General features: G+C 39.9%; 19 protein-coding genes and 1 pseudogene. 9 read left to right on the top strand and 11 right to left on the bottom strand.

Annotated features, from left to right (window positions below; all coding sequences use genetic code 11):
* Nucleotides 1-31 precede the first annotated feature (31 nt).
* The 7 genes and pseudogenes from FNT16_RS08195 to tatA all read right to left on the bottom strand — a co-directional run bounded on the left by FNT16_RS08195 (nt 32) and on the right by tatA (nt 6,116).
* Nucleotides 32-1,399 carry a hypothetical protein gene (locus FNT16_RS08195; protein WP_143871133.1) on the bottom strand — a complete coding sequence of 456 codons (1,368 nt, stop codon included), beginning with the start codon at nt 1,397-1,399 and terminating at the stop codon, nt 32-34.
* A gap of 204 nt (nt 1,400-1,603) precedes the next feature.
* Entirely contained in the window at nt 1,604-2,602 is a 999-nt protein-coding gene (gene hemB / locus FNT16_RS08190; RefSeq protein ID WP_185976729.1) for a porphobilinogen synthase, read from the bottom strand.
* A 22-nt stretch (nt 2,603-2,624) separates the two neighbouring features.
* Nucleotides 2,625-3,926 carry a GGDEF domain-containing protein gene (locus FNT16_RS08185; protein ID WP_143871131.1) on the bottom strand — a complete coding sequence of 434 codons (1,302 nt, stop codon included), beginning with the start codon at nt 3,924-3,926 and terminating at the stop codon, nt 2,625-2,627.
* Nucleotides 3,926-4,740: pseudogene (locus FNT16_RS08180) on the bottom strand (TatD family hydrolase). The gene FNT16_RS08185 and the pseudogene FNT16_RS08180 overlap by 1 nt, the downstream one beginning before the upstream one ends.
* A gap of 1 nt (nt 4,741) precedes the next feature.
* The gene (tatC, locus tag FNT16_RS08175) at nt 4,742-5,518 is read right to left on the bottom strand and encodes a twin-arginine translocase subunit TatC (RefSeq protein WP_143871130.1); all 777 of its coding nucleotides are present in this window, start codon (nt 5,516-5,518) and stop codon (nt 4,742-4,744) included.
* 8 nt (nt 5,519-5,526) lie between these two features.
* On the bottom strand, nt 5,527-5,850 hold the full coding sequence (tatB, locus tag FNT16_RS08170) for a Sec-independent protein translocase protein TatB (protein ID WP_143871129.1): 324 nt from the start codon (nt 5,848-5,850) through the stop codon (nt 5,527-5,529).
* A gap of 2 nt (nt 5,851-5,852) precedes the next feature.
* Nucleotides 5,853-6,116 carry a Sec-independent protein translocase subunit TatA gene (tatA, locus tag FNT16_RS08165; RefSeq protein WP_143871128.1) on the bottom strand — a complete coding sequence of 88 codons (264 nt, stop codon included), beginning with the start codon at nt 6,114-6,116 and terminating at the stop codon, nt 5,853-5,855.
* A gap of 41 nt (nt 6,117-6,157) precedes the next feature.
* Here tatA and FNT16_RS08160 point away from each other — a divergent pair, with 41 nt between their 5' ends.
* Together FNT16_RS08160 and FNT16_RS08155 are read left to right on the top strand one after the other, a co-directional pair.
* On the top strand, nt 6,158-7,174 hold the full coding sequence (locus FNT16_RS08160) for a hypothetical protein (RefSeq protein WP_143871127.1): 1,017 nt from the start codon (nt 6,158-6,160) through the stop codon (nt 7,172-7,174).
* An 80-nt stretch (nt 7,175-7,254) separates the two neighbouring features.
* Nucleotides 7,255-7,896: a DUF2959 domain-containing protein gene (locus FNT16_RS08155; RefSeq protein WP_143871126.1), complete on the top strand. Its 642-nt coding sequence runs from the start codon at nt 7,255-7,257 to the stop codon at nt 7,894-7,896.
* Nucleotides 7,897-7,940: 44 nt separating this feature from the next.
* Here the strand turns inward: FNT16_RS08155 and FNT16_RS08150 are convergent, their stop codons facing one another.
* Genes FNT16_RS08150 through FNT16_RS08135 form a run of 4 tightly spaced genes read right to left on the bottom strand, consistent with a single transcriptional unit; the run spans nt 7,941 to nt 12,766 of the window.
* Nucleotides 7,941-9,629 (bottom strand): porin family protein, encoded by a 1,689-nt coding sequence (locus tag FNT16_RS08150; RefSeq protein WP_143871125.1) that lies wholly within the window; start codon nt 9,627-9,629, stop codon nt 7,941-7,943.
* Nucleotides 9,601-10,545 carry an XrtA-associated tyrosine autokinase gene (locus FNT16_RS08145; RefSeq protein WP_143871124.1) on the bottom strand — a complete coding sequence of 315 codons (945 nt, stop codon included), beginning with the start codon at nt 10,543-10,545 and terminating at the stop codon, nt 9,601-9,603. The genes FNT16_RS08150 and FNT16_RS08145 overlap by 29 nt, the downstream gene beginning before the upstream one ends.
* On the bottom strand, nt 10,545-12,158 hold the full coding sequence (locus tag FNT16_RS08140; protein WP_143871123.1) for an XrtA system polysaccharide chain length determinant: 1,614 nt from the start codon (nt 12,156-12,158) through the stop codon (nt 10,545-10,547). The genes FNT16_RS08145 and FNT16_RS08140 overlap by 1 nt, the downstream gene beginning before the upstream one ends.
* A gap of 23 nt (nt 12,159-12,181) precedes the next feature.
* Complete coding sequence (locus FNT16_RS08135; protein ID WP_425456704.1) at nt 12,182-12,766, bottom strand: XrtA/PEP-CTERM system exopolysaccharide export protein; 585 nt, start codon at nt 12,764-12,766, stop codon at nt 12,182-12,184.
* A gap of 298 nt (nt 12,767-13,064) precedes the next feature.
* On the opposite strand from FNT16_RS08135, the gene FNT16_RS08130 reads away from it, so the two are divergent.
* The 7 genes from FNT16_RS08130 to asnB are packed head-to-tail and all read left to right on the top strand — an operon-like array spanning nt 13,065 to nt 21,654.
* The gene (locus tag FNT16_RS08130; protein WP_143871121.1) at nt 13,065-14,480 is read left to right on the top strand and encodes a TIGR03013 family XrtA/PEP-CTERM system glycosyltransferase; all 1,416 of its coding nucleotides are present in this window, start codon (nt 13,065-13,067) and stop codon (nt 14,478-14,480) included.
* Between the two features lie 39 nt (nt 14,481-14,519).
* Nucleotides 14,520-15,332, top strand: a complete 813-nt coding sequence (locus tag FNT16_RS08125) for an XrtA system polysaccharide deacetylase (RefSeq protein ID WP_143872920.1) — start codon at nt 14,520-14,522, stop codon at nt 15,330-15,332.
* Between the two features lie 34 nt (nt 15,333-15,366).
* Nucleotides 15,367-16,401: a FemAB family XrtA/PEP-CTERM system-associated protein gene (locus tag FNT16_RS08120; protein WP_143871120.1), complete on the top strand. Its 1,035-nt coding sequence runs from the start codon at nt 15,367-15,369 to the stop codon at nt 16,399-16,401.
* Nucleotides 16,402-16,410: 9 nt separating this feature from the next.
* A complete protein-coding gene (locus FNT16_RS08115) occupies nt 16,411-17,619 on the top strand; it encodes a TIGR03087 family PEP-CTERM/XrtA system glycosyltransferase (RefSeq protein ID WP_143871119.1) in 1,209 nt (402 codons plus the stop codon).
* 4 nt (nt 17,620-17,623) lie between these two features.
* Nucleotides 17,624-19,078 carry an exosortase A gene (xrtA, locus tag FNT16_RS08110; RefSeq protein WP_143871118.1) on the top strand — a complete coding sequence of 485 codons (1,455 nt, stop codon included), beginning with the start codon at nt 17,624-17,626 and terminating at the stop codon, nt 19,076-19,078.
* A 4-nt stretch (nt 19,079-19,082) separates the two neighbouring features.
* Nucleotides 19,083-20,201: a TIGR03088 family PEP-CTERM/XrtA system glycosyltransferase gene (locus FNT16_RS08105; RefSeq protein WP_143871117.1), complete on the top strand. Its 1,119-nt coding sequence runs from the start codon at nt 19,083-19,085 to the stop codon at nt 20,199-20,201.
* Between the two features lie 22 nt (nt 20,202-20,223).
* Nucleotides 20,224-21,654, top strand: coding sequence for an asparagine synthase (glutamine-hydrolyzing) (gene asnB / locus FNT16_RS08100; RefSeq protein ID WP_246072437.1), 1,431 nt, complete (start codon nt 20,224-20,226; stop codon nt 21,652-21,654).
* Nucleotide 21,655: the final 1 nt, after the last annotated feature.

Raw genomic sequence — 21,655 nt, 5'->3', positions numbered from 1 at the left:
CGGAAATTAAGTTCAAATGCTACTGAGGAACTTACATTTTAACACGATTTAAGATAGATACGCCGCCTTCAACCGCCATCTCATTATCTTCAGCGGTTTCAGCAAAAATAACCCAATCACCAGTATTATCGCCAGAACCAAAAGTCACCCCAAGCTCTTCAGCTAAAACTTTAGGTGCCCCATCGCCGTCATCCACAGCTAAGAAAATATCATAGGTAGCCGATGGGATAGCAATGCGGCTGACATCACCCAGTTGTCTTTGTGTGATGCGATACAAAGTCGACTCAAAATTTGTATTTGGCGCAACAAAATACAAATCAACTTCGTTTTCGCCTTGGTTATTCAACAAATTAACAAAAGTAATTTGATGGTTGCTGGTATCAGCCCGGTTTGTATTGCTAAAGGAAACATCGTCCAATTGACCTTCTGCATCACGATAAAAAACAATCGTTTTATCTTCGCCGCTGGCAAAAGAATACAATGCACCTTGAATTGAAGTACCAGACAAAGTCACTTTGTAGCTGCCAGAATTCAACTCTACTGACGAATCCGGCAAGGTATCAGGTGCTTGACCACTGATAACCGTTTCATTTTCATAGGTAACACCACTCATTGTCATATCCACATTACCCAATGCCTGAGCACTGTTATATAGGCGGAAATAAGACTTCAAATCTTTATCTTTATAGGTGACCGGGGTTGTAAATGAATCGACCAAACGTGTCATAGTGAGGATGTTTTGATCATTTAAAACTTCATCTTTTAACGCAAAGAAATATTGAATTGAGCCAAACTCGATAGATGATGAAGTATATTGAACTTCGCCAGCTGGGTTTTTGATTTGGAAATAGTATTTATCCAATTCAATATTTTGAGTAATTGATTCACCAAAATCGATAGTGATGGTTTCTACTACATTCTTGCTGCTATTATCCACAACTTCCAAAGTAGCGGTTTGCCCAAATTCTTTAGCCAAATGCATCAAATTAAACTCAAAAAAGTCATCATCAACATTGTTAATATCATAGGTAAAAAATAAAGGTTCGTCGCCACCTGATTCTGATAACGCACCAACAGAAACTAAATAGTTGCGTTTATCTTGCGCTAAATTAAGTTCTGCTTCATACAACGTAGTGGTGACGTCATCCGCCTCATCAACGCGCAATTCAATGGTATTTGTGCCAGCCGCAACAGCCTGACGCGAACTTTTTGACTCATAAGAAACAGATGCCAATAAGCTATCTTCAGAATACAACTTAGTTACTGCAGTATTTGAAGACAAGTTGTAGTAAGTTAGATAACTTGTACTGTTGGAGTTGCCTGAATCACTGCCACCACATCCGGCTAGTACTGCAGCACCCGCTAACAACGCGGTAAATCCAACTTTTTTAATATTCATGAGCACCCCTTTGTCACTCTTTTTAAATTCAATCTTAAATAATTTTTAAACATGCCAATCGTTAGCCATGCGGTAAGATGCATAATCGGGCGATATCATAGACGGAATCAGCGCATCTTTAAACAAGATTCTGTATTGTTCATCCGTTACTAGGTGTAAACAGCTAACAAAACCCAGATTCAGACCTGATTTGTGAAGCTAAGTTCACTCAGACAACCATTGAGCAACATCTTTTGCAAAATAAGTCAGTATACCGTCTGCCCCCGCCCGTTTAAACGCCAGCAATGACTCTAGTACACAACTTCGCTCATCCAACCAACCATTCGCAAACGCTGCTTTATGCATCGCATACTCACCAGATACTTGATAGGCATAAGTAGGCACTTTAAAAGTGCTTTTGACTTTGCTCACTATATCTAAATAAGGCATACCTGGCTTAACCATCACCATATCTGCGCCCTCAGCGATATCCATAGCGACTTCATGTAAAGCTTCGTCACTATTTGCGGGATCCATTTGATAATTTTTTTTGTCAGCCCCTTTTAAGTTCCCAGCAGAACCAACAGCATCACGAAATGGGCCGTAGTAGGCCGAAGCATATTTAGCTGAGTAAGCTAAAATACGGGTATTAACATGCTGCTGCGCTTCCAATGCTTGCCGAATAGCCCCTATTCGGCCATCCATCATATCTGAAGGCGCTACGACATCGGCACCGGCTTCAGCATGCGAAAGTGCCTGCTTTACCAATATTTCAGTGGTGGTATCGTTCAGCACGTATCCATTTTCGTCAATGATACCGTCTTGTCCATGCGATGTGAAAGGATCTAAAGCGACATCTGTAATAACCCCTAAATCAGGGAATTCTGATTTTAATGCACGTATTGTTTTTTGCGCTAAGCCATCACTTGCATAAGCCTCTTCCGCCAACAAGCTTTTTTTCTCAATGGGTGTCACAGGAAACAAGGCAATAGCCGGCACACCATATCGTACGAGCAGCTCAGTTTCTTTAAGCAATAAATCAATCGATTTACGTTGAATGCCGGGCATCGAGTCTACCGTTTCAACCCTATCTTTGCCTTCAACGACAAATACTGGATAGATTAAATCATCGACAGAAAGCCGGTTTTCAGCCATGAGTTTTCGACTAAATGCATCTTTGCGCATACGCCGTTTACGTGTCCCTGGAAACTGACCTGTAAGCATATTTATCTACTCCAATTTTTTATTAAAAGTCCTCAGACAATTCAAGTGCAACGAATGAACGCACACAATTTCGGCCGTCAGCTTTGGCTTGATAAAGTGCTTTGTCTGCAGCATCAACAAGCTCTTTGGCCTGACTTTTTGTATCAATATCAGCGCTACACACGCCAAAACTTGCAGTCACATGCAATGTAATATGCTCGGTCGCTTGAATCGCAGTTTGTTCTAACGCATTGCGCAAGTTCTCAGCGACTAACATCGCCCCTTGTTTTGGTGTATTGGGCAATATAATGGCAAACTCTTCGCCTCCGTAGCGGCACAAACAATCCGTTTTTCTGGGCAGATGTTGTTGGCATATTTTTGCAATTGATTGGATAACAGAGTCACCGATGAGGTGCCCATGCTGGTCGTTAATTTGCTTAAAGTGATCGATATCCAGCATGATAATAGCTAACTCTGAACGCTCCCTGCGAGCACGCCGAATTTCAGCTTCTATTTTCTGATCGAAGTATCTGCGGTTACGGACTTGCGTCAGCGCATCTTGCGTGTTCAGTTTTTCTAACTCTCTATTTTTATCTTGCAGCTCTCTTAGCGTAACTTCTAATTCGAAATTTCGCGTTTGCATATCAACTTCAAGTTGCTCATACGCTTCTGTTTGTTTTTCAAGTTCATTCTGTAATTGTATTTTTTGCTGGAAAAACTGCTGAGACTGTCGTTCTAGTTCAGACGCTTTATAATTTTGTAATCTGTTTAAGTGATTTTGGGTTTGGTAATAATTAAACAGTATTTGCAAACACAGTAACCAACTCAACATTTCTATTAGCTGGTTATTATTGAAAATAAAAGACTGGATACAAATAAAAACCCAAAACACAAGCAACAATAGTTGCTGACTCAAGCACAAGAGTTTGCTTTTAGTATTTGCACGAATGACTGCATAGGTCACCGCCAAACTATAAAGCCCCAACATAACGCAAACACTAGCGTTAAAATAAAAACGCTCAGCCGTTATCGACAATAGCCAGCAAACAAAAGCCAAGATTATAATCAAAACAGTACTCTTCATCCCGCTTAATCTAAGCTGGATAAACATCTGTTGGGACAACAAGTTACACAATAAAAAGCTAGTCAACGCTAAAACGAATAAAGCGTGAGAAGGGATAGCTGAGCTGATTAATCCTGAAGCAATCATCAACATCACGGATAAAGCTTGTGCGATAACAAAACTAAACCCAACAAACTGATTGGCCAAATACGTAAGGGCACTGAGCAGACCAATTATAATAATGGCGTAATAACTAACAGGTAAAGTAGTCAATGCATCCATTAGCGCCTCTCGACATCTGACAAGCGAAAAAAGCGAAGACTATTTTCAAGCGTTTGTGCAGCTAATTGCACAACGTCTGTCTGAAATTGTTGAGCTATCTGTAAGCCAATATGCGGTAAATTTGCAGGCGTGTTTCGACGGCTTTTAGGTTTTGGCTTTATCGTTCTGGGTAACAAAAAAGGCGCATCTGTTTCCAATAACAAGCGCTCTAAAGGAATATCTGCCGCAAGCGCTAAAACATCTAACCCACGTCTTTCATCACATACCCATCCGGTCAGTCCAATGTAGCAATCTAATGCCAAATAATCATTTAACTCTGCTTTTGTGCCAGTGAAACAATGCACTACAACGTTATCGATATCTTTTTTGTAACGTTTTAACAAAGCTATAAAATCAGCATGCGCATCTCTTTGGTGTAAAAACAAAGGCGCATTAAGTTGCGCTGCTATTTCTAATTGCCGTTCAAAAGTGCACAATTGCTCTTTTTTAGGCGAATAATTTCGATTAAAGTCAAGACCACATTCCCCAGCGCCACAACTTTAGCTTGCTCTAAAAACAAATTTTGCAGCGCCAAAAAATCAGCTTCTGTTGCATCTTTCGCATCGTGCGGATGAATACCAGCGGTGCAATACACATCTTGCATTTGATTTGCCAACTCGAGTGCTGAGTATGATTCAGCTAAACTGGTACCGGTTAAAACCAACCGGCTAACCCCTTTTTCTTTAGCGTCATCAACAACCGCGAACCAGTCATCTGCAAACTGGCTATTTGTCAGGTTAACGCCGATATCAAACCAAGAAATCTCTTTGGACACTTTACTTATCGTCCTGCTTTATAATTGAATCTGACTCTTTTTCATCATCTGATTGTGCTGCATCTTCTGGTTTATAATAGAGGCGAGCACACATTAAACCCACTTCAAACAATAACCACATAGGTATCGCAAGCAAGGTTTGGGAGATCACATCCGGTGGTGTTAATAACATACCAAACACAAATACACCCACGATAACAAAACGACGCTTCTCAGCCAAAGCAGCAGGCGTTGTAATACCAGCCCAAACCATCAGGACAATCGCGATTGGAATTTCAAACGCCAGTCCAAAAGCAAAAAATAACTTTAGAACAAAATCAAGATAACTATTAATATCAGTTGAAACAGTGACTCCTTCTGGTGCCGAACCGACAAAAAACGGAAAAGCGAGCGGAAACACGACAAAATAGGCAAATGCCATGCCGGCGTAAAATAAAAGAGAAGAGCTAAACATTAACGGGGCAATTAAGCGCTTTTCATGTTTGTACAAAGCTGGCGCAATAAATGCCCAGATATGGTAAAGCGCATATGGCATTGCGGCAAATATTGACAAAACCATGGTTAATTTAAACGGCGTTAAAAACGGCGTTGCAACACCGGTTGCTATCATGCTGGTTGATTCTGGCAACGCTTCAATTAAAGGTAGTGCAATCCAATGGTAAATATCATTGGCAAACATAACTGACGCGGCAAAAATAATTAATACGACCATGACTGTTTTAAGCAGCCGATTACGTAATTCTGTCAAATGCGCGATGAGTGGTTGAGAATCATTCATTATTGTATTTATTGATTCGACTTGTTGTCTGAATTTAAGTTATTTTTGATTTGATTAACATCATGCGCCGCTTGCTCTAATTCAGAGACCGCTTTTTTCTCGCTTTCTGTTAAATTCATCATGCCTTTTTGTTCAGCTTGTTTTAATTGTTCATGTAACTCATTTACTCTGAGTTCATGGTTAAATTCTGCTTTTAAATTATTGGCTGTTTGTTTAATTGAACGAAACGTCGATACAACCGAACGGATCGCGCCGGGTAATCGCTCAGGACCCAATACAACCAACGCCAATATCGCGATTAGGATAAGCTCCCAAAAGCCAATGTCTAACATAATTATTCAGCTTTCTGTTTATGCGTTGTTTCGTTAACTTGCTGACTCTTCGTTGCCGACTGGTCGTTAGTTAACTTATCTTCAGCACTTGATTGTTCTTGCAAATTTTCTTTTTTATCTTCATCTTGGCCTTTGTATTCATCTTTAAAACCCTTGATCGCAGCGCCTAAATCGCTGCCTAAATTTTTTAATTTTTTTGTACCAAACAATAAAACAACTATGATTAAAACTATGACTAATTGCCAAATGCTAATATTGCCAAGCATAAATGACTCCTGTGGTCTTTAAATGCGGAGATAAACACTGAATGCTGTACGCGGTTTATCAAATAATTATTAAAATATCTGCTTATATTAAAGTAACTGTGCAATGTTTACCATTGTCAGTGTATTTCTTGCTGCTTTTATTACATACACCAGCGCTAAGTGCAACTGAAAATGATAATAATCATATTAATTCGACAATATCTGAAAACAGAAAATCATGGATAGACTACTGGCATTTAGATGTAACAGACTCAATCACAGCCAGTGCTAACTGGTTTGACAGTTTTTTTGCCACAACCAGAAGCAATGAAACAGCACAGGCCAGTGCCCGCCTCAGATTAGGTTATATTCCGCGAGAAACTGAGTTTAGCCGTTTCGAAACGCGTTTTCGCGTAAGTGCTAAACTACCTAATTTAAAGAACAGATGGGACGTCATCGTATCCGATTATGATGATGCCAGCGAGGGAAATAGTGCAGATCAAGTGATAGATGATGTGCAAGGCGGGCGAAATCGAGATCAGCTTTCTCTAGCATTGCGTTTTACGCACTTTATCAAGGATAATAAATACCTATCAACACGCCTAGGTTTAGCCAAAGGTGCTGATATTTACTTGCGGACAAGATACAGACGCAATTTTATCCTGTATGAATGGCTTAATTTCGAGTTAGAGCCCTCGATTTATTATTATGTTGACAATGGCTTGGGCGCGCGTTTGAATCTAGATTTTGATTTTTTTAAAACAGAAAACGGGTTGTGGCAACAAAACAATGGCTGGGAGTATGTACAAGATGAAGGTGACCCAGAATGGCGACATAGTTTATTGCACTATTATCAAATCAATCAAAGCTCTGCGCTAATTAGTGGGATTTTTGCAAACGGCTTAGTTTCACAAGGTTATCATTTATCCAATAAAGGGGTTTTTACGCGTTATCGACTGCAGGCTTTAAGAAAATGGATGTATTTTGAAATAGAACCCTTCATCCACTACCCAGAAGATCGAGCACACAAACAAACATTTGGTTTAGCTTTAAGATTAGAAATAAATTTTGAACAATAATGATATAGGATTATCAACTTAACTTTATCATGCTATCGTTTAATTAATGGTTGAATAAACTCAGCAAGAGATTTGCAATTATGAAGAATCTACTCACGTTAGTTTTATTATCTACACTTGTAGCAGTGTCTGGTTGTCAGTCTGCTTATTATTCCGCGATGGAAAAAGTCGGGGTCCATAAACGCGATATTTTAGTCGACCGAGTCGAAGATGTTCAAGGTGCACAGCAAGATGCACAGCAAGAGTTTAAATCTGCCTTGGAACAATTCCAATCAGTTATAAACTTTGATGGTGGTGAATTACAAGCTGCTTATGAAGCGCTCGATGACAAATATCAAGATAGCTTAAAAGCCGCCAACCAAGTGAGCAATCATATTAATCAAGTTGAAGATGTTGCTGAAGACTTGTTTGACGAATGGGAAGACGAGTTAAACTTATATCAAAATAAAAAACTAAAAGCACAAAGCGCGAGCAAACTGCGCGCAACAAAAAGACAATACGACAAATTGATGCGCAGCATGCGCCAGTCAGAAAGTAAAATGCAACCGTTTTTATCTGCCTTACAAGATAATGTATTGTACCTAAAACACAACCTTAACGCGCATGCAATTGGTGCGTTAAAAGGCGAGTTAAGTAGCATTCAGCGGGATGTTAAAGCACTGGTAGCTGATATTGAATTATCGATTCAAGAGTCTGAGAAATTCATTCAGAGCTTACAATAAAATAAGCTCTGTAACTTAAACGAAACGCTGGTTAAACGAGAGTGTTAGAACACATACCGACCAATCAAAGTTAAACGATTGTCTTCGGTGTCTCGGCCGGCTTGATTTGAGTCCGTTTGCCGATAACTGTAACTTAAATCCGTTGACAAACGGGGCGACAACTGGCTTTTAAACGATAGTGCCCATGATCTATTTTTATCAATTCGATCACCGTTTGGGTTTTCTGCCGTCACGGTTTGATAGCCTAAATAAGTATTTTTTGAAATACTGGTTGTTAGTGATAAATCAGATTTTGCAGAAACTTTATAATTAACACTCGCACTCACCGATGAACTCAAACGATCATTGTTGGAAGATTGTTTTTCAACACTTTCTTGTTCTGACAAGCGGTAACCCGCAAATAACTTGAGTTTTCTGCCATTGTCATAACTTAAATTAAACGAACCTGATTTGAAGTTGACTACCTCATCATTGAGTTGAATATCTCGGCCGTTAAATGTAACCCACTGCTCACCCGCTTGTAATTGGTAATCTAACGTCTGCGGTAAAAAACACTGGTCTATTGTTGCACTGCCGAGTGGACAGACAAAACTACCTAATTGCCCTGTTGAAAAACTTTGTTGCGAATTTATGTCAATCCCTTCTGAGTAACTTGCTGATGCTTGCAAGTAACGATTTCGTAAATTCAAGTTAAAACCATAATTTTCACCAAATTGATTTCGATCTGCAGTCAATTTTAATTGCGAGCGGCTCGACATCACCCATTCAAACTCACCGCCGATAAACTCTCGAGCTTCTTGTTCACCCGTTTTTGAGCGGTAAGCTAGGATGCTTAGGTGGCTATTGCGAATAAAACGCCAACTCAAGCCTGTTCCCCACTGTTTATGGGTTAAACCTGAAGACAACGCTTGATCATTATCGATTTTGTTTTTATTAATAGAGGCATCTGCAACCCAACTAAAGCGTTGAGTAATTGGTACACCGAGTTCAAACACAAAATTACTGGCAGAATAATCGCTGAGCTCAGCTCTATCGGATTTACTATGCGACATCAGAATAACCCAGTCGACAGCACTACGATCACCATTGGCAAAAGCAAGGTTGAGATTTTTTGACTCAGTATCAAACGTCGAAGTGGAAAAATTACTAACATCTTCATCTAATTCAACATCGTCCTGCGCTTCACTTTTGTTTAATGAAAGTTTTGCGGAAGCATTGATATATCGCGTATTAGGTAATAGAAAGTCCAATGATTGCTGCATCGTCATGACACCGGTCAGATTTTCACTGCCGACTATTTCATCACTAAATGCGCCTAATTGAGAGTCTGCGACACGATATTTGCGATTAACACTGCCGCGCCAATGCAAAGCTTGTTCATATATCGCTAAATCCGAGTTGATGCTATACGACAAATGTTCCGTGTCTTGGGCGCCATTATTACTATGCTGAGTTGCTGCATAATCAACAAAACTACTCACATTTAACTTTTTGCTTTTATAATCGATTGCCAACGAAGGCTTATACTGAATCACCCTGTCATCCACGCTGCCGTCGCTTTCAAGCACCAAGTCGTTGGTATTGGGCGTTGTATAATTAATGTTATACACACCCACCTCCATCACTGGAATGAGTTTGACGTCACTTGCATTGACAGTACCGCTCAACGCACATATGACCGCACTCGCAACTGAACAAAACTTGTTATTTATGATTCGCGTACGCGTATGCATAGCCGTATCCATATCCTGATGCGCTATTATTCTTTTTCGCTTTATTAACAACAAAGCCAATTGCTTTATCTTTATCCAGTTGTTCGATGGCCTGTTTGAGTTCGCCTAGACGGGTAGCTTCTTCTTCGACAACGATGATAATTTGCCCTGCTAAGTTGGCTAACACAACTGTTTCATTGATCCCCAACAAAGGTGGTGAATCCATGATGACCACACGATCCGGGTAGCGCTTAACAAACTGATCGGCTAAATCTGCCATTTTCTGACTTGCCAATAGCTCTGTCGATAAATGGCTTTGTCGGCCTGCGGGGATAAAGCGCAAATTTTCAACATTAGTCCGATAAATGATATCTCTCACGTCATCTACTTCATCCAGCAAGTATTCCATCAAACCGACACTGACTTTATCTTTGACACCTAATTTTTTACTAATTGAAGGTTTTAATACATCTGCGTCGACCAACAAAACCGTTTTATCTTGCTCAAGTGCAATACTTAATGCCAAATTTATTGCCGTAAAAGATTTACCTTCACCGGGTCTGGTACTGGAAACAGTTATCAAATTTGCTGATGGCAATGTTTTTGACAACGAACCAAAAGCATTATTCAGCAATCTACGCTTTATTGCTCTTAACTCTTCATTAACTAACTTACGTTTAGAACTTAAAGAGACATATCCCATCTCATCGAGCGCTTCAAGCGGCAAATCCAATATTTTATCAGACTGCTTGCCATCCATATCATCACGCTCAAAAGGCGCTTTTGTTTTTTCACTGGCTAATACCGTATTCTCTGAGCCGACAGTATCATCTGCCGAGCTTTGAACGCTATCTTCTGGAGCGCTATCTTTTGCCTCTATTGGAGCCGCAGACTTCGCTAGTTTTTGCTTCGCCAATGCTTTTTCTATAGTACTCATTACATTATCGCTCTTAAATTTTCAGTCGCGAATTGGAACAACTTAGTAATAAACTCGCTGTCCAATCTATGGCCCATAATAGACAACATCATAAAACCGGAAAAACCAATGAAGATAAAACTATTAGATACCCAAAATACAATAAGCTTCTTACGCTCTACACGACGCAGTTGTTGATAATTTACATGCGATATTGTGCCAAATACCGGATATCCTGTCATTCGGGTCAATTGTTGAGCGCGTAACACAACCGGTTGTAATTGGCTGGTTAAAAATGCCACCGCAATACCTAAACCAAATCCAACGATCAATATCGCCACATTAAATATCAAACGAGGGGGTCCGCTTGGTTCTAACGCTTCTCTGGGCGGCTCAATAACCCGAAACTGCACATCATCTGATTGTAAATCAGCCTGCTGAGACATCAGCACAGACTCTCGTCGGTTCAACAATTCATTGTATTTAGATTTGGTAATACCGTAGTCTCGGTTTAACCCGGCCATCTCCGCTTCAATTTGCGGAATTAGATCCATTTTATCCTGTAGGCTAGCAATTTTTTCCTGAAAGTTTTTCTTACGAACATTTAGAGACGCCAACTCATTTTTGAGATTTTGCATGGTAATGACCATCTCTTGCCCAACTCGACCTTGCACGTTAGATTGATCGGTAATGCCACCCTGCAATACTTTTTGATACTCTTTTATTTCATTTTCTCTTAACTCTTCTAATCGAGCCAACATAGCACGAGTCTCAATGACATCCGGATGGCGTGCGGTATATCGAATCAGCAAATCGTCTAACCTTTGTTGCAGGCTAGAAATTCTGTCATCATATTGCGTTTCGATCGCCGAGTTACTCGCAGCACTACTTGCTGATTGTGAAGAATTCAGAGCTTCTTCTACTTGCGCTAACCTAGATTCAGTTTCTTGGATTTGTAGGTTAATTGATTCCAACTGAGTTTTTAAGCCGGATAACTGCCCATAAACACCACCTGTATTTTGCACTAAAACATCACTATGCCGGCGCTTAAAATCTGACAATCGCATCTCTGCAGCCGCAAGCCGTTTTTCATATTCAGAAATTTGTGCATCAAGGAATTTATTAGCTGTATCCGAACCCTGTCGGTTTGAGCCTAATGTAGATTCAACAAAAAGGGTCAAGGTTTCTTCTACCACGCGCTTCGCGATCCGTGGGTCTGCATGCTCAAAGTTAATGGTGTAGATATTTTCCCGATCAGATGCGCGAAACTTGATTTCTTTTTTCAGCATATCAATTAATGCTTGATATTCAGCTTTACCGGTTGCTTGAATGTCTAAATCTGTATTTCTGGCAATTTTTTCCAAGTTGGGTCTTGAAAGTAAGGTTTTCGCCATTAACTGCAATTCTTGATCAATATTGTTTTGCAAAGCTAACCCACGTAACAGCGGCTGTAATATCGAACGAGTATCTGCAAAAACCTTCGCGGATGATTGATAAACATCCGGCAAGTTTGCCACGTATAACCAACCGATTGGGCAAACAAGCCATGTGCAAACTATAATGAAACGTTTTTTTATCCAAATACCTTTAAGATAGCCAAACACCTCATCAATGGTTTGTTGTATATTATCCATACGTCTAAATTCTCGTCTAAATCCTAAAACCAAGCTTCAGGAATAATAATGATATCACCAGGAAGTAAATCAACATTTTGATTGATTTGACCAGAATTAATTAGACTCTCAATATTCAAATCATAGCTAATTTGCTGACCATCAACGATTCGAATCAGCTTAGCAGCATTACCATCTGCAAATTGCGTTAAGCCCCCCACCTCGACCATTAAATCTAACAAAGTCATGTTTTCACGGTAGTTAATGGCACGCGGATCGGATGCTTGACCTATCACTCTAACCTGTTCACTGTAAGGACCAACAAAACCACCGACACTAACGGTGACGATAGGGTCTTTGATATAGGTCGCTAATATTTGTTCAACATTTCGAGCAAGCTCAGTCGGGGTTTTACCGGAGACTTCAATATCTTCGACTAAAGAGGTGGTAATTTTACCGTCAGGGCGAACAGTAAAAGTGCCCGAAATCTCAGGGTTTCGCCAAACAAAAATATTTAGGCTATCTCCGGGACCAATTAAGTAATTATAGTCGTTAATATCAGTCGTTTTAGATGGGTGCAATGTCGCTGGGGGTAAATAATTGGTAGAGCACGCAGTTATACCACACATTACTGCACAGCCAAGAACCCTGCGGACAAAGCGCTTGTAACTCAACAGCATCTTATATTCCTTTTTAGTTTTAATATTCAGCAGTTATATAAAACCATGATAGAGCAAAGCTAAATTAAATCAACGTTCACAAAAGCAAAAGGTGTCTTTGCTTTCATATTGTTGTTATCTTTAGTGCATAGTATACTCACGTTCTAAAAAATAAAAGTGTGCGTTTGCCTCTGTCATCAAGCAGTTAAGTGGTCGTTAGATTGTTCAGGAGCTTTTTTTACACTGAAGTGCGGAATAACAGGAAATTATGGCTTATACATATGCAGGGCATACACATCAAAAAATAAAGCCCTTAATTGTTATCGAAACGACAATTTTGTGTATCGTGGGGTATTTGGGTCTTTATATTTCTTCTTTGGAATATCCATTCGACGATTTTACGACTGTTCAAATACATGTTTCAAACGTTTTGGTTTTTGTTGTACTAAGCCAACTTTCTTTACTATCTGTTGGACTTTATGAGCTTAGACTGAGAGAGTCAATTAGGGGCGTCGTTCGCCGCATCGTTGTTAGCATAGGGATAGCCTATTTTCTCCACGATGCTGTTTTACTTAATCTATTCCCTAGCCTAACCGTCAATCCTTATTTTATTAAGGCAACCGCGATTTTGAGTATCATAGCGCTCTGTCTATTTCGCTATGTCATTATGGAAAACGAATGGTTTGGTTTTTCTCGCAAAGATGTATTGGTTATTGGCGCAGGTGAAAGAGCCTCTATCATTGAAAAACGAATGCGTCGTAGTGCTGATCGCCGCGGCATAAACCTTGTTGGATTTATTCCATTAGTCGGAGATAAATCTCGCGGTATCAAAAATGAAACTTTGGTAGAAGTCGACGTACAAACCGAATTAGAAAAGTTTGTTATTGAAAACGAAATTCAGGAAATAGTCATTGCCTGTGATGAAAGACGGGACGCACTGCCGCTTCAGGCTTTGTTTAATTTCAAAATCAGAGGCATTGAAATAACTGATATTCTCGACTTTATTGAACGCGAAACAGGACAAGTCGCGGTAAACTTAATCTATCCGAGTTGGGTGATTTACTCGAACGGCTTTAGCACGACTAACCATTTAAGAGAGTCGCTGGATTATTTGTTCAATGCCTTACTTGGTCTGATTGTTTTCGCTTTAACTTGGCCTCTAATGCTAATCACTGCAGCAATTATTTATATCGAAGACGGCTTTAAAACCGGCGCTTCTGTTTTTTACAAACAAGAGCGGGTAGGGCTAGATGGCCGCGTATTTAAAATCATTAAATTTAGAAGCATGCGGCCAGATGCCGAAAAAGGCGGCGCCCAGTTTGCGCAGAAAAATGATGACAGAACGACACGCATCGGTAAGTTCATTCGCAAGTACAGAATTGACGAATTACCTCAGTTGTTTAACGTGTTTCGCGGTGAAATGGGCTTTGTTGGCCCGAGACCTGAACGCCCCACTTTTGTCACTGACTTTATTAAGCAGATCCCATATTACAATCAACGACACAATGTAAAACCAGGACTAACAGGTTGGGCTCAGTTAAAATACCCATACGGCTCGTCAAGCGAAGATACCATTGAAAAGCTTAAATTTGACCTGTACTACATTAAACACAGATCAATTTTGTTTGATATGTTGATATTACTGCGCACGGTTGAAGTTATTTTATTTGGCAAAGGGCGTTAAAAAGTGGATACAAACAAAAAGAGTAATATTATCAACGCAATGACGGTTGATGTTGAAGATTATTATCATGTATCAGCTTTTGAAAAACAGTTTTCCAGAGACGATTGGGATAAATTGCCACAGCGCGTCGAACATAATACCTACCGGTTGTTAGATTTATTCGACACGCATAATTGTAAAAGTACTTTTTTTATCTTGGGTGCAGTCGGTGAACGCTATCCCAAACTACTGAGAGATATCCATCAACGAGGCCATGAAGTAGCAAGCCATGGCTATGCACACCGGCGCGCAACCACGCAAAGCCGCGATGAATTCAAAAATGACGTTGAACGTTCAAAAAAACATCTTGAAGACACGATAGGCAGCGAGGTAATAGGTTACCGAGCACCGAGCTTTTCAATTGATGAAAGTAACGAATGGGCCTTTGAAGTCCTGCATGAATTAGGTTTTTTGTATAGCTCTAGCACATATCCTGTTAAACACGATCTATATGGCACACCACATTGGCCTAGATTTAAGCACGATCGTCCAGAGGGGATTATTGAAATTCCGGTTCCAACGTTAAAAATGGCGGGCAAACAAATCCCAATTGGCGGTGGTGGTTATTTCCGTTTATACCCAACTGTGATTGCACATAAACTGGTTGATAAGTATTTATCTACAGAGCAACAACCCTATTCATTTTATTTTCACCCTTGGGAAATCGATCCCGATCAACCCAGAGTCGAAGATGCGCCATTTAAATCTAAATTCAGACACTATTTAAATCTAAGTAAAATGGAAGGCCGGTTAGCAACCTTATTAGATCGCTACCATTGGTCAACAATGAAAAACGTATACAAAATAACCTAATACGGATAAAAACAATTCATACAGGGTGCAAATAATGCAAATAGAAACGCTTGAGATTGGAACCCGTCAAGCTGATTGGGATGCGTACGTCGACAACCATAGCGACGGAAATTTTTTTCATTTAAGTGGCTGGCAAAGTGTTATTAAAAACAGTTATAAACATAAAGATCACTTTATATATGCAACCGATGAAGAAAATCAGATTATTGGCGTACTGCCCTTATTTGAACAGAAAAGCCGTTTGTTTGGCCATGCATTAGTTTCTACCCCCTTTTGCGTTTACGGCGGGGCAATTGCTAACAATAATGAAATTAAGCACCAATTGGAATCGGCTGCGATAAAGTTAGCTGAAGATCTGCAAGTAGATTACCTCGAACTAAGGTATAAAAGCCTACAAGATAACGAAAAATTTATCACTAAAAATGCACACTCTTACTTTACTTACCCGCTGGCAGAGAGCGATGAAAAAATTCTGGCCGGAATTAAGAAAAAACAAAGGGCAGTTATCCGCCACGCGTTAAAAGAAAATTTAAATGTCAATTTTGATGCACAAGTAAAAGATGTCCACGACATTTATTCGGAAAGTGTACGCAATTTAGGCACCCCGGTCTTCCCCGCTCGTTATTTTTACCAATTGAAAAAAGTGTTCGGCGAGCGTTGTGAATTCATGACAGTGAGTAAAGAAAACGACATATTGTCAGCAGTCTTAAGTTTTTATTATAAAGGTGAAGTCGCGCCCTATTATGGTGGTGGTGTGCAGGAAGCGCGGCATTATAAAAGTAATGATTTAATGTATTATGCCTTAATGTGCCATGCCCATAACGAGCGAAATTGTCATAGCTTTGATTTTGGCCGCAGTAAAAATGAATCCGGCGCTTATAAATATAAGAAACATTGGGGAATAGAACCTCAGCCCTTGTACTATCAGTATTACCTAGTCAAAGCGGCAGAGCTGCCGAATTTAAGCCCTAACAATCCTAAATATAAAATTTTTATTAACCTTTGGCAGAAGCTTCCTGTGAGAGTCAGTCAGTTTTTAGGGCCTTTTTTATCCAAGTATTTAGGGTAATCAGTTATTATGGAACCTATTTTATACCTATGCCATAGAATTCCCTTCCCACCAAATAAAGGGGATAAAATTCGTAGCTTTAATATATTAAAGTATCTAAGTGCGCATTATGAAGTTCATCTAGGCGCATTTGTTGATGATGAGTCTGATTGGCAATATCATGATGAATTAAAGAAGTATTGCAAGTCTACTTGCTTATTGCCTATGAGCAAGAAGCGCTCAACCCTTAAAGGATTAACTGCATTTATTAGCGGGACCCCTATCACAGTGCCTTATTACGCAGACTGGCAGATGAAAACGTGGGTGAAGCAACTGATAACTTATGAAACTGATTTAGATAAAGCCGTTATTTTTTCTTCTTCCATGGCTCAATATGTTGATAATGAAGATGCCGCGTATTTAACCAAAGTTATTGATTTTGTTGATGTTGATTCAGACAAATGGCGACAATATGCAGAGAGTAAAAAAGGACTAATGCGTTTTGTATACCATAGAGAATATAAAAAATTGGCAAAATATGAGAAATACATCTGCCAAAGTTTTCAGGCTAGCATTTTTGTCTCACCGCAAGAAGCCAAACATTTTAGGCAACAATTACCTGAAGCAGAACATGGGAAAGTTCATTCTATATTAAACGGTGTTGACACAAAGTATTTTAATTCAGCTGCCGATGATATACCAAACATTGAAAACAAAACACCCTGCATCTGCTTTACCGGCGCTATGGATTATTGGGCTAATGCAGATGCTGTCATATGGTTTGCACATGAGGTTTGGCCGACCCTAAAACAAAAGTTGCCCGAATTGACGTTTTACATTGTGGGTGGCAATCCAACCGCTGAAGTTGCCAAACTAGCAGAACAGGACGGTATTGAGGTGACGGGCCGAGTTGCCGATGTCAGACCCTACATACAAAGCTCTTTTTGCAGTGTCGCACCTATGAGAATAGCGCGTGGCATACAAAATAAAGTTTTAGAAGCTATGTCGATGACAAAACCGCTTGTCATGACGAGCATGGCGGCTGAAGGCATTGATATTCCAACACAACAAAGCGCATTTATCATTGATGACGCTGAAAAGATGGTGCAGGCTATTTTAGAAATATACAAAAACCCTGAGCTGGCCAAACAATTAGGTCAAACAAACCGTAAACAAATCGAAGATAATTACCAATGGCAAGCGGTATTAGCGCCATTAACGCATTTAATTTCCGAGTAGGCTTATGACTGCGGCTGAAAATACAAAATCAAATACGCTTCCAAACCAAACAAAATGGTGGCTGTTTAGCGCCTTAATTTTGCTATGGCTAGCCGCTTACGCTCAGCCTCTGATAGATATGGTACATGTTTGGAACTCGTCTAACACTTATACACATGGTTTTTTTATTCCGGTCATATTTTCTTACCTAATTTGGCGCCAGCGTCATAGTTTGGGACAGACGCCATTGGAATTTACACCCATTTTCCTACTACCATTATTTTTATTTCAACTCGCTTATGTTTGTTCGGCGCTGTTAGGTATTAATCTACTACAACAAATATTTGCCTATTTATCATTACTGTCTATCGCTGTTTGCTGGCTGGGCCTGCGTTTTTGTAAAAGTATTAGTTTCCCTCTATTTTATCTCGTTTTTTGCATTCCATTTGGTGAAGAATTTGTTCCGCAGTTACAAGATATTACTGCTCACCTAAGCGTCATCATGTTAAATATCGTCAACATACCGGTTTATCAAGAAGGTTTATATTTATATATACCCAACGGCACATTTGAAGTTGCTGAAGCTTGTGCCGGGATACGCTTTTTAATTGCTTCTATAGCCCTAGGTACTCTTTACGCCTACCTTAACTACCAAAAACTTTGGAAAAGAATTTTATTTATTGCAATTGCCTGTACGCTGCCTATTTTAGCCAATGGTATTCGGGCATTTGGCATCATTTTAATTGGTCACTACTCTGATATGCAACATGCAACGGGCGCCGATCATTTGGTTTATGGCTGGTTCTTTTTTGCCTTTATTATTTTATTATTATTTTGGTTAGGCCAATATGGTCGAGATCCTGAGCCACAATTTACAAGCTGCAATAATGCACCGCGCACAGTTGATAAAGTAAAGATTTTACAACCATTCGCGTTGACACTGATGGTCATTTTCCCTTTAATCGCCCTCAACACGCTAAATCCGAGTAATAATAGCCAAAATATCCAGCTACAGCATCAACTTCAACAAACCTTTACTCAGCTCGTACCCACTACTCTGAGCTGGAAGCCAATATTTGCAGATGCCCATCAAACTTATCAAGGTAAATATGCAAACATCGAACTTTTTGTTGCCTACTATGAATATGATAACAAAACACACGAATTGGTCAGTGGTATGCACCGTCCGTTCAATATTGAAAATTGGACTCGCTCTAGCGGCCAACGACTCCAATTAGATGATGCAACCATTCAATCCTTAGATCTAGTTTCTTTATCCGGTGAGAATGCCAAACTCTATTATTGGTATCAAGTTAACGCTCAACAGCTCAGCTCACCCATTTGGGTTAAGTTGGCACAATTAACCAGCAAATTTAAAGGAATGGGGGGTGCAGGTTTCTTCATTGCAATAAAAACTGAAGAATCACTTTCACAAACCGACCTACAACAAATAACGAGCCGTTTTAAATTATTGGAATGATATTATGCGAAAAACGAATGCTAAAAAACACATAGTTCATATCGTTTATAGACTGGATATCGGTGGATTAGAGCGCGTCTTAGTTAACAGTATCAATGCTTTACCGGCCACTGAATATCAACACAGCATCATTGCCTTAACTGACTATTCAAAAGAATTTTCAGCATTACTTGAACATGAAGTTTCTCTGCATGCATTACACAAACCAGAAGGCCATAGCTGGAAAATTTTTTATCAAGTCTGGCGACTATTGTTTCGACTTAGAGCGGACATAGTGCATAGCTACAATTTACCAACACTTGAATATCAGCTATGTTCATTGTTAGCGGGTGTACCTAAAAGACTGCATGCAGAACACGGGCGAGATATATATGATCCTGAAGGAAAAAATAAGAAATATCGCCTGTTACGCCAGCTCATGTCACCATTTGTTGATAAGTTTATTGCTGTCTCAGATGACTTATATCAATGGTTGCTGAAAACGGTCAACATCGCACCAAGCAAATGCTGTTTGATTTACAACGGTGTTGATACAGATAAATTTAGCCCGGCTAAGCAAAAAAGCCGGTTAGACGAGCGACAGCAAGATAAATTTGTATTTGGCTGTGTCGGTCGTTTACATGCCATAAAAGACCACAAATTACTGATATCGGCTTTTACATTAGCCTGCCAGCAATCAACTGAGTTCAAGCAACAGGCTCAACTCTCTATTGTCGGCGATGGCCCTTTGAAAAACGAACTACAACAACAAATTGAACAAGCGCAGTTGCAACAGCACATTTGGTTAGTTGGAGCTCGACACGATATGCAAACCGTATATCACGCTTTTGATGTATTTGTCATGTCGTCAAAAGGAGAAGGTGTTCCAATGACTATGTTAGAAGCCATGGCCTGTGGTTTGCCGGTTGTTAGCACGCATGTTGGTGGCATCCCAGAAATTACCAATGAAAAAAATGCTATTTTGGTGCCTCCACAGGATCAGCAATCATTGGCTTGCGCTTTGTTAGAAATATTTGAGCAAAGAGAAAATTTACAGCACTACAAAGACGAATCCCGAAAACTGGCTGTCGACGAGTTTAGTGAAATTAATATGATTCGATTATACCAAGCAACTTATCGATAAAAACAACAAAGAGATGCATTAAATGTGTGGAATCGCCGGAATATTTTCCTTTAATTCAGAACAACAGATTGACCAGCTTCTGCTGGAAAAAATGAATAATGCGCAACAACACAGAGGGCCGAATGATCAAGGTTACTACAATCAAAACGGCGTCGGTTTAGCGCACCGCAGGTTATCTATTATCGATTTAGCTGGCGGTCACCAACCCATCTTTAATGAAGACGGTCAGGTTGTTGTCGTATTTAACGGCGAAATCTATAACTTTCAGGAAGTTGCCGAGCAACTAAAATCTAAAGGTCATATATTTTCGACACACAGTGACACTGAAACAATTGTCCATGCATGGGAAGAATGGGGCGTTGATTGTGTACAGCACCTAAATGGCATGTTTGCCTTTGCAATCTGGGACAACCACAAAAAAGAGCTATTCATAGCGCGCGATCGATTTGGTGAAAAACCACTACACTACGCTCTGGTTAACAACCACCTTATCTTTGGTTCTGAACTTAAAGTTCTAAAACAACACCCACAATGCCCAACAGAAATTGACCCACGTGCAATAGAAGACTATTTAACATTAGGGTATGTACCTGATCCAAAGTGTATCTATAAAAATATCCATAAGTTAGAAGCTGGCCACTACTTACATATTCAACAACAGTTACCGGCCGAAGTGAAAAGTGAACAGTATTGGGATTTACCTTGGCATGCGCCAGTCTACCCTGCAGCCGAACAAGCGGAACAACAACTGATAGGTAAGTTAAAACAGGCGGTTGACATGCGCTTGGTGTCTGAAGTTCCTTTAGGGGCGTTTTTATCGGGTGGCGTGGATTCCAGTGCAATTGTGGCCATGATGTCTCAATTGCAAAACAGTGCGGTGAATACCTGCGCAATTGGTTTTGATGTCCCAGAGTTTAACGAAACTGACTTTGCGCAAAAGGTCGCTGACCGCTATAAAACAAATCATCATGTCGAAATTATTGACCATGAAGACTTTGAGTTAATTGATAAATTAATTCAAGTGTATGACGAACCCTATGCTGACAGCTCAGCATTACCGACTTACCGTGTCTGTGAAATGGCTCGTAAACACGTCACAGTGAGCTTATCAGGTGACGGCGGTGATGAAATTTTTGCCGGCTACAGACGCTATAAATTGCATCTAAATGAAGAGTTAGCCAGACAAAAAATTCCACTTGCACTGCGTCGCCCTATTTTCGGAACACTTGGGAAAATATATCCTAAAGCAGACTGGGCCCCGAGATTTTTGCGTGCCAAAACAACATTTCAATCATTAGCCATGTCTTCTGCACACGCTTATTTAAATAGTATGAGTAAAATACGTGCAGACCAAAGAGCTAAATTATACAGTTTAAACAAAAGCTGCATGGATACGACTCACGTGCCGTATTTGACGAAGTTGTCAATGGCAAAGAGTTTGCTGATCCATTGAA

It is taken from the genome of Catenovulum sediminis, assembly GCF_007289895.1.
GTDB lineage: Bacteria > Pseudomonadota > Gammaproteobacteria > Enterobacterales > Alteromonadaceae > Catenovulum > Catenovulum sediminis.
Note: the sequence above shows the minus strand (reverse complement) of the source record. Positions and strands in the feature narration are given on the sequence as shown.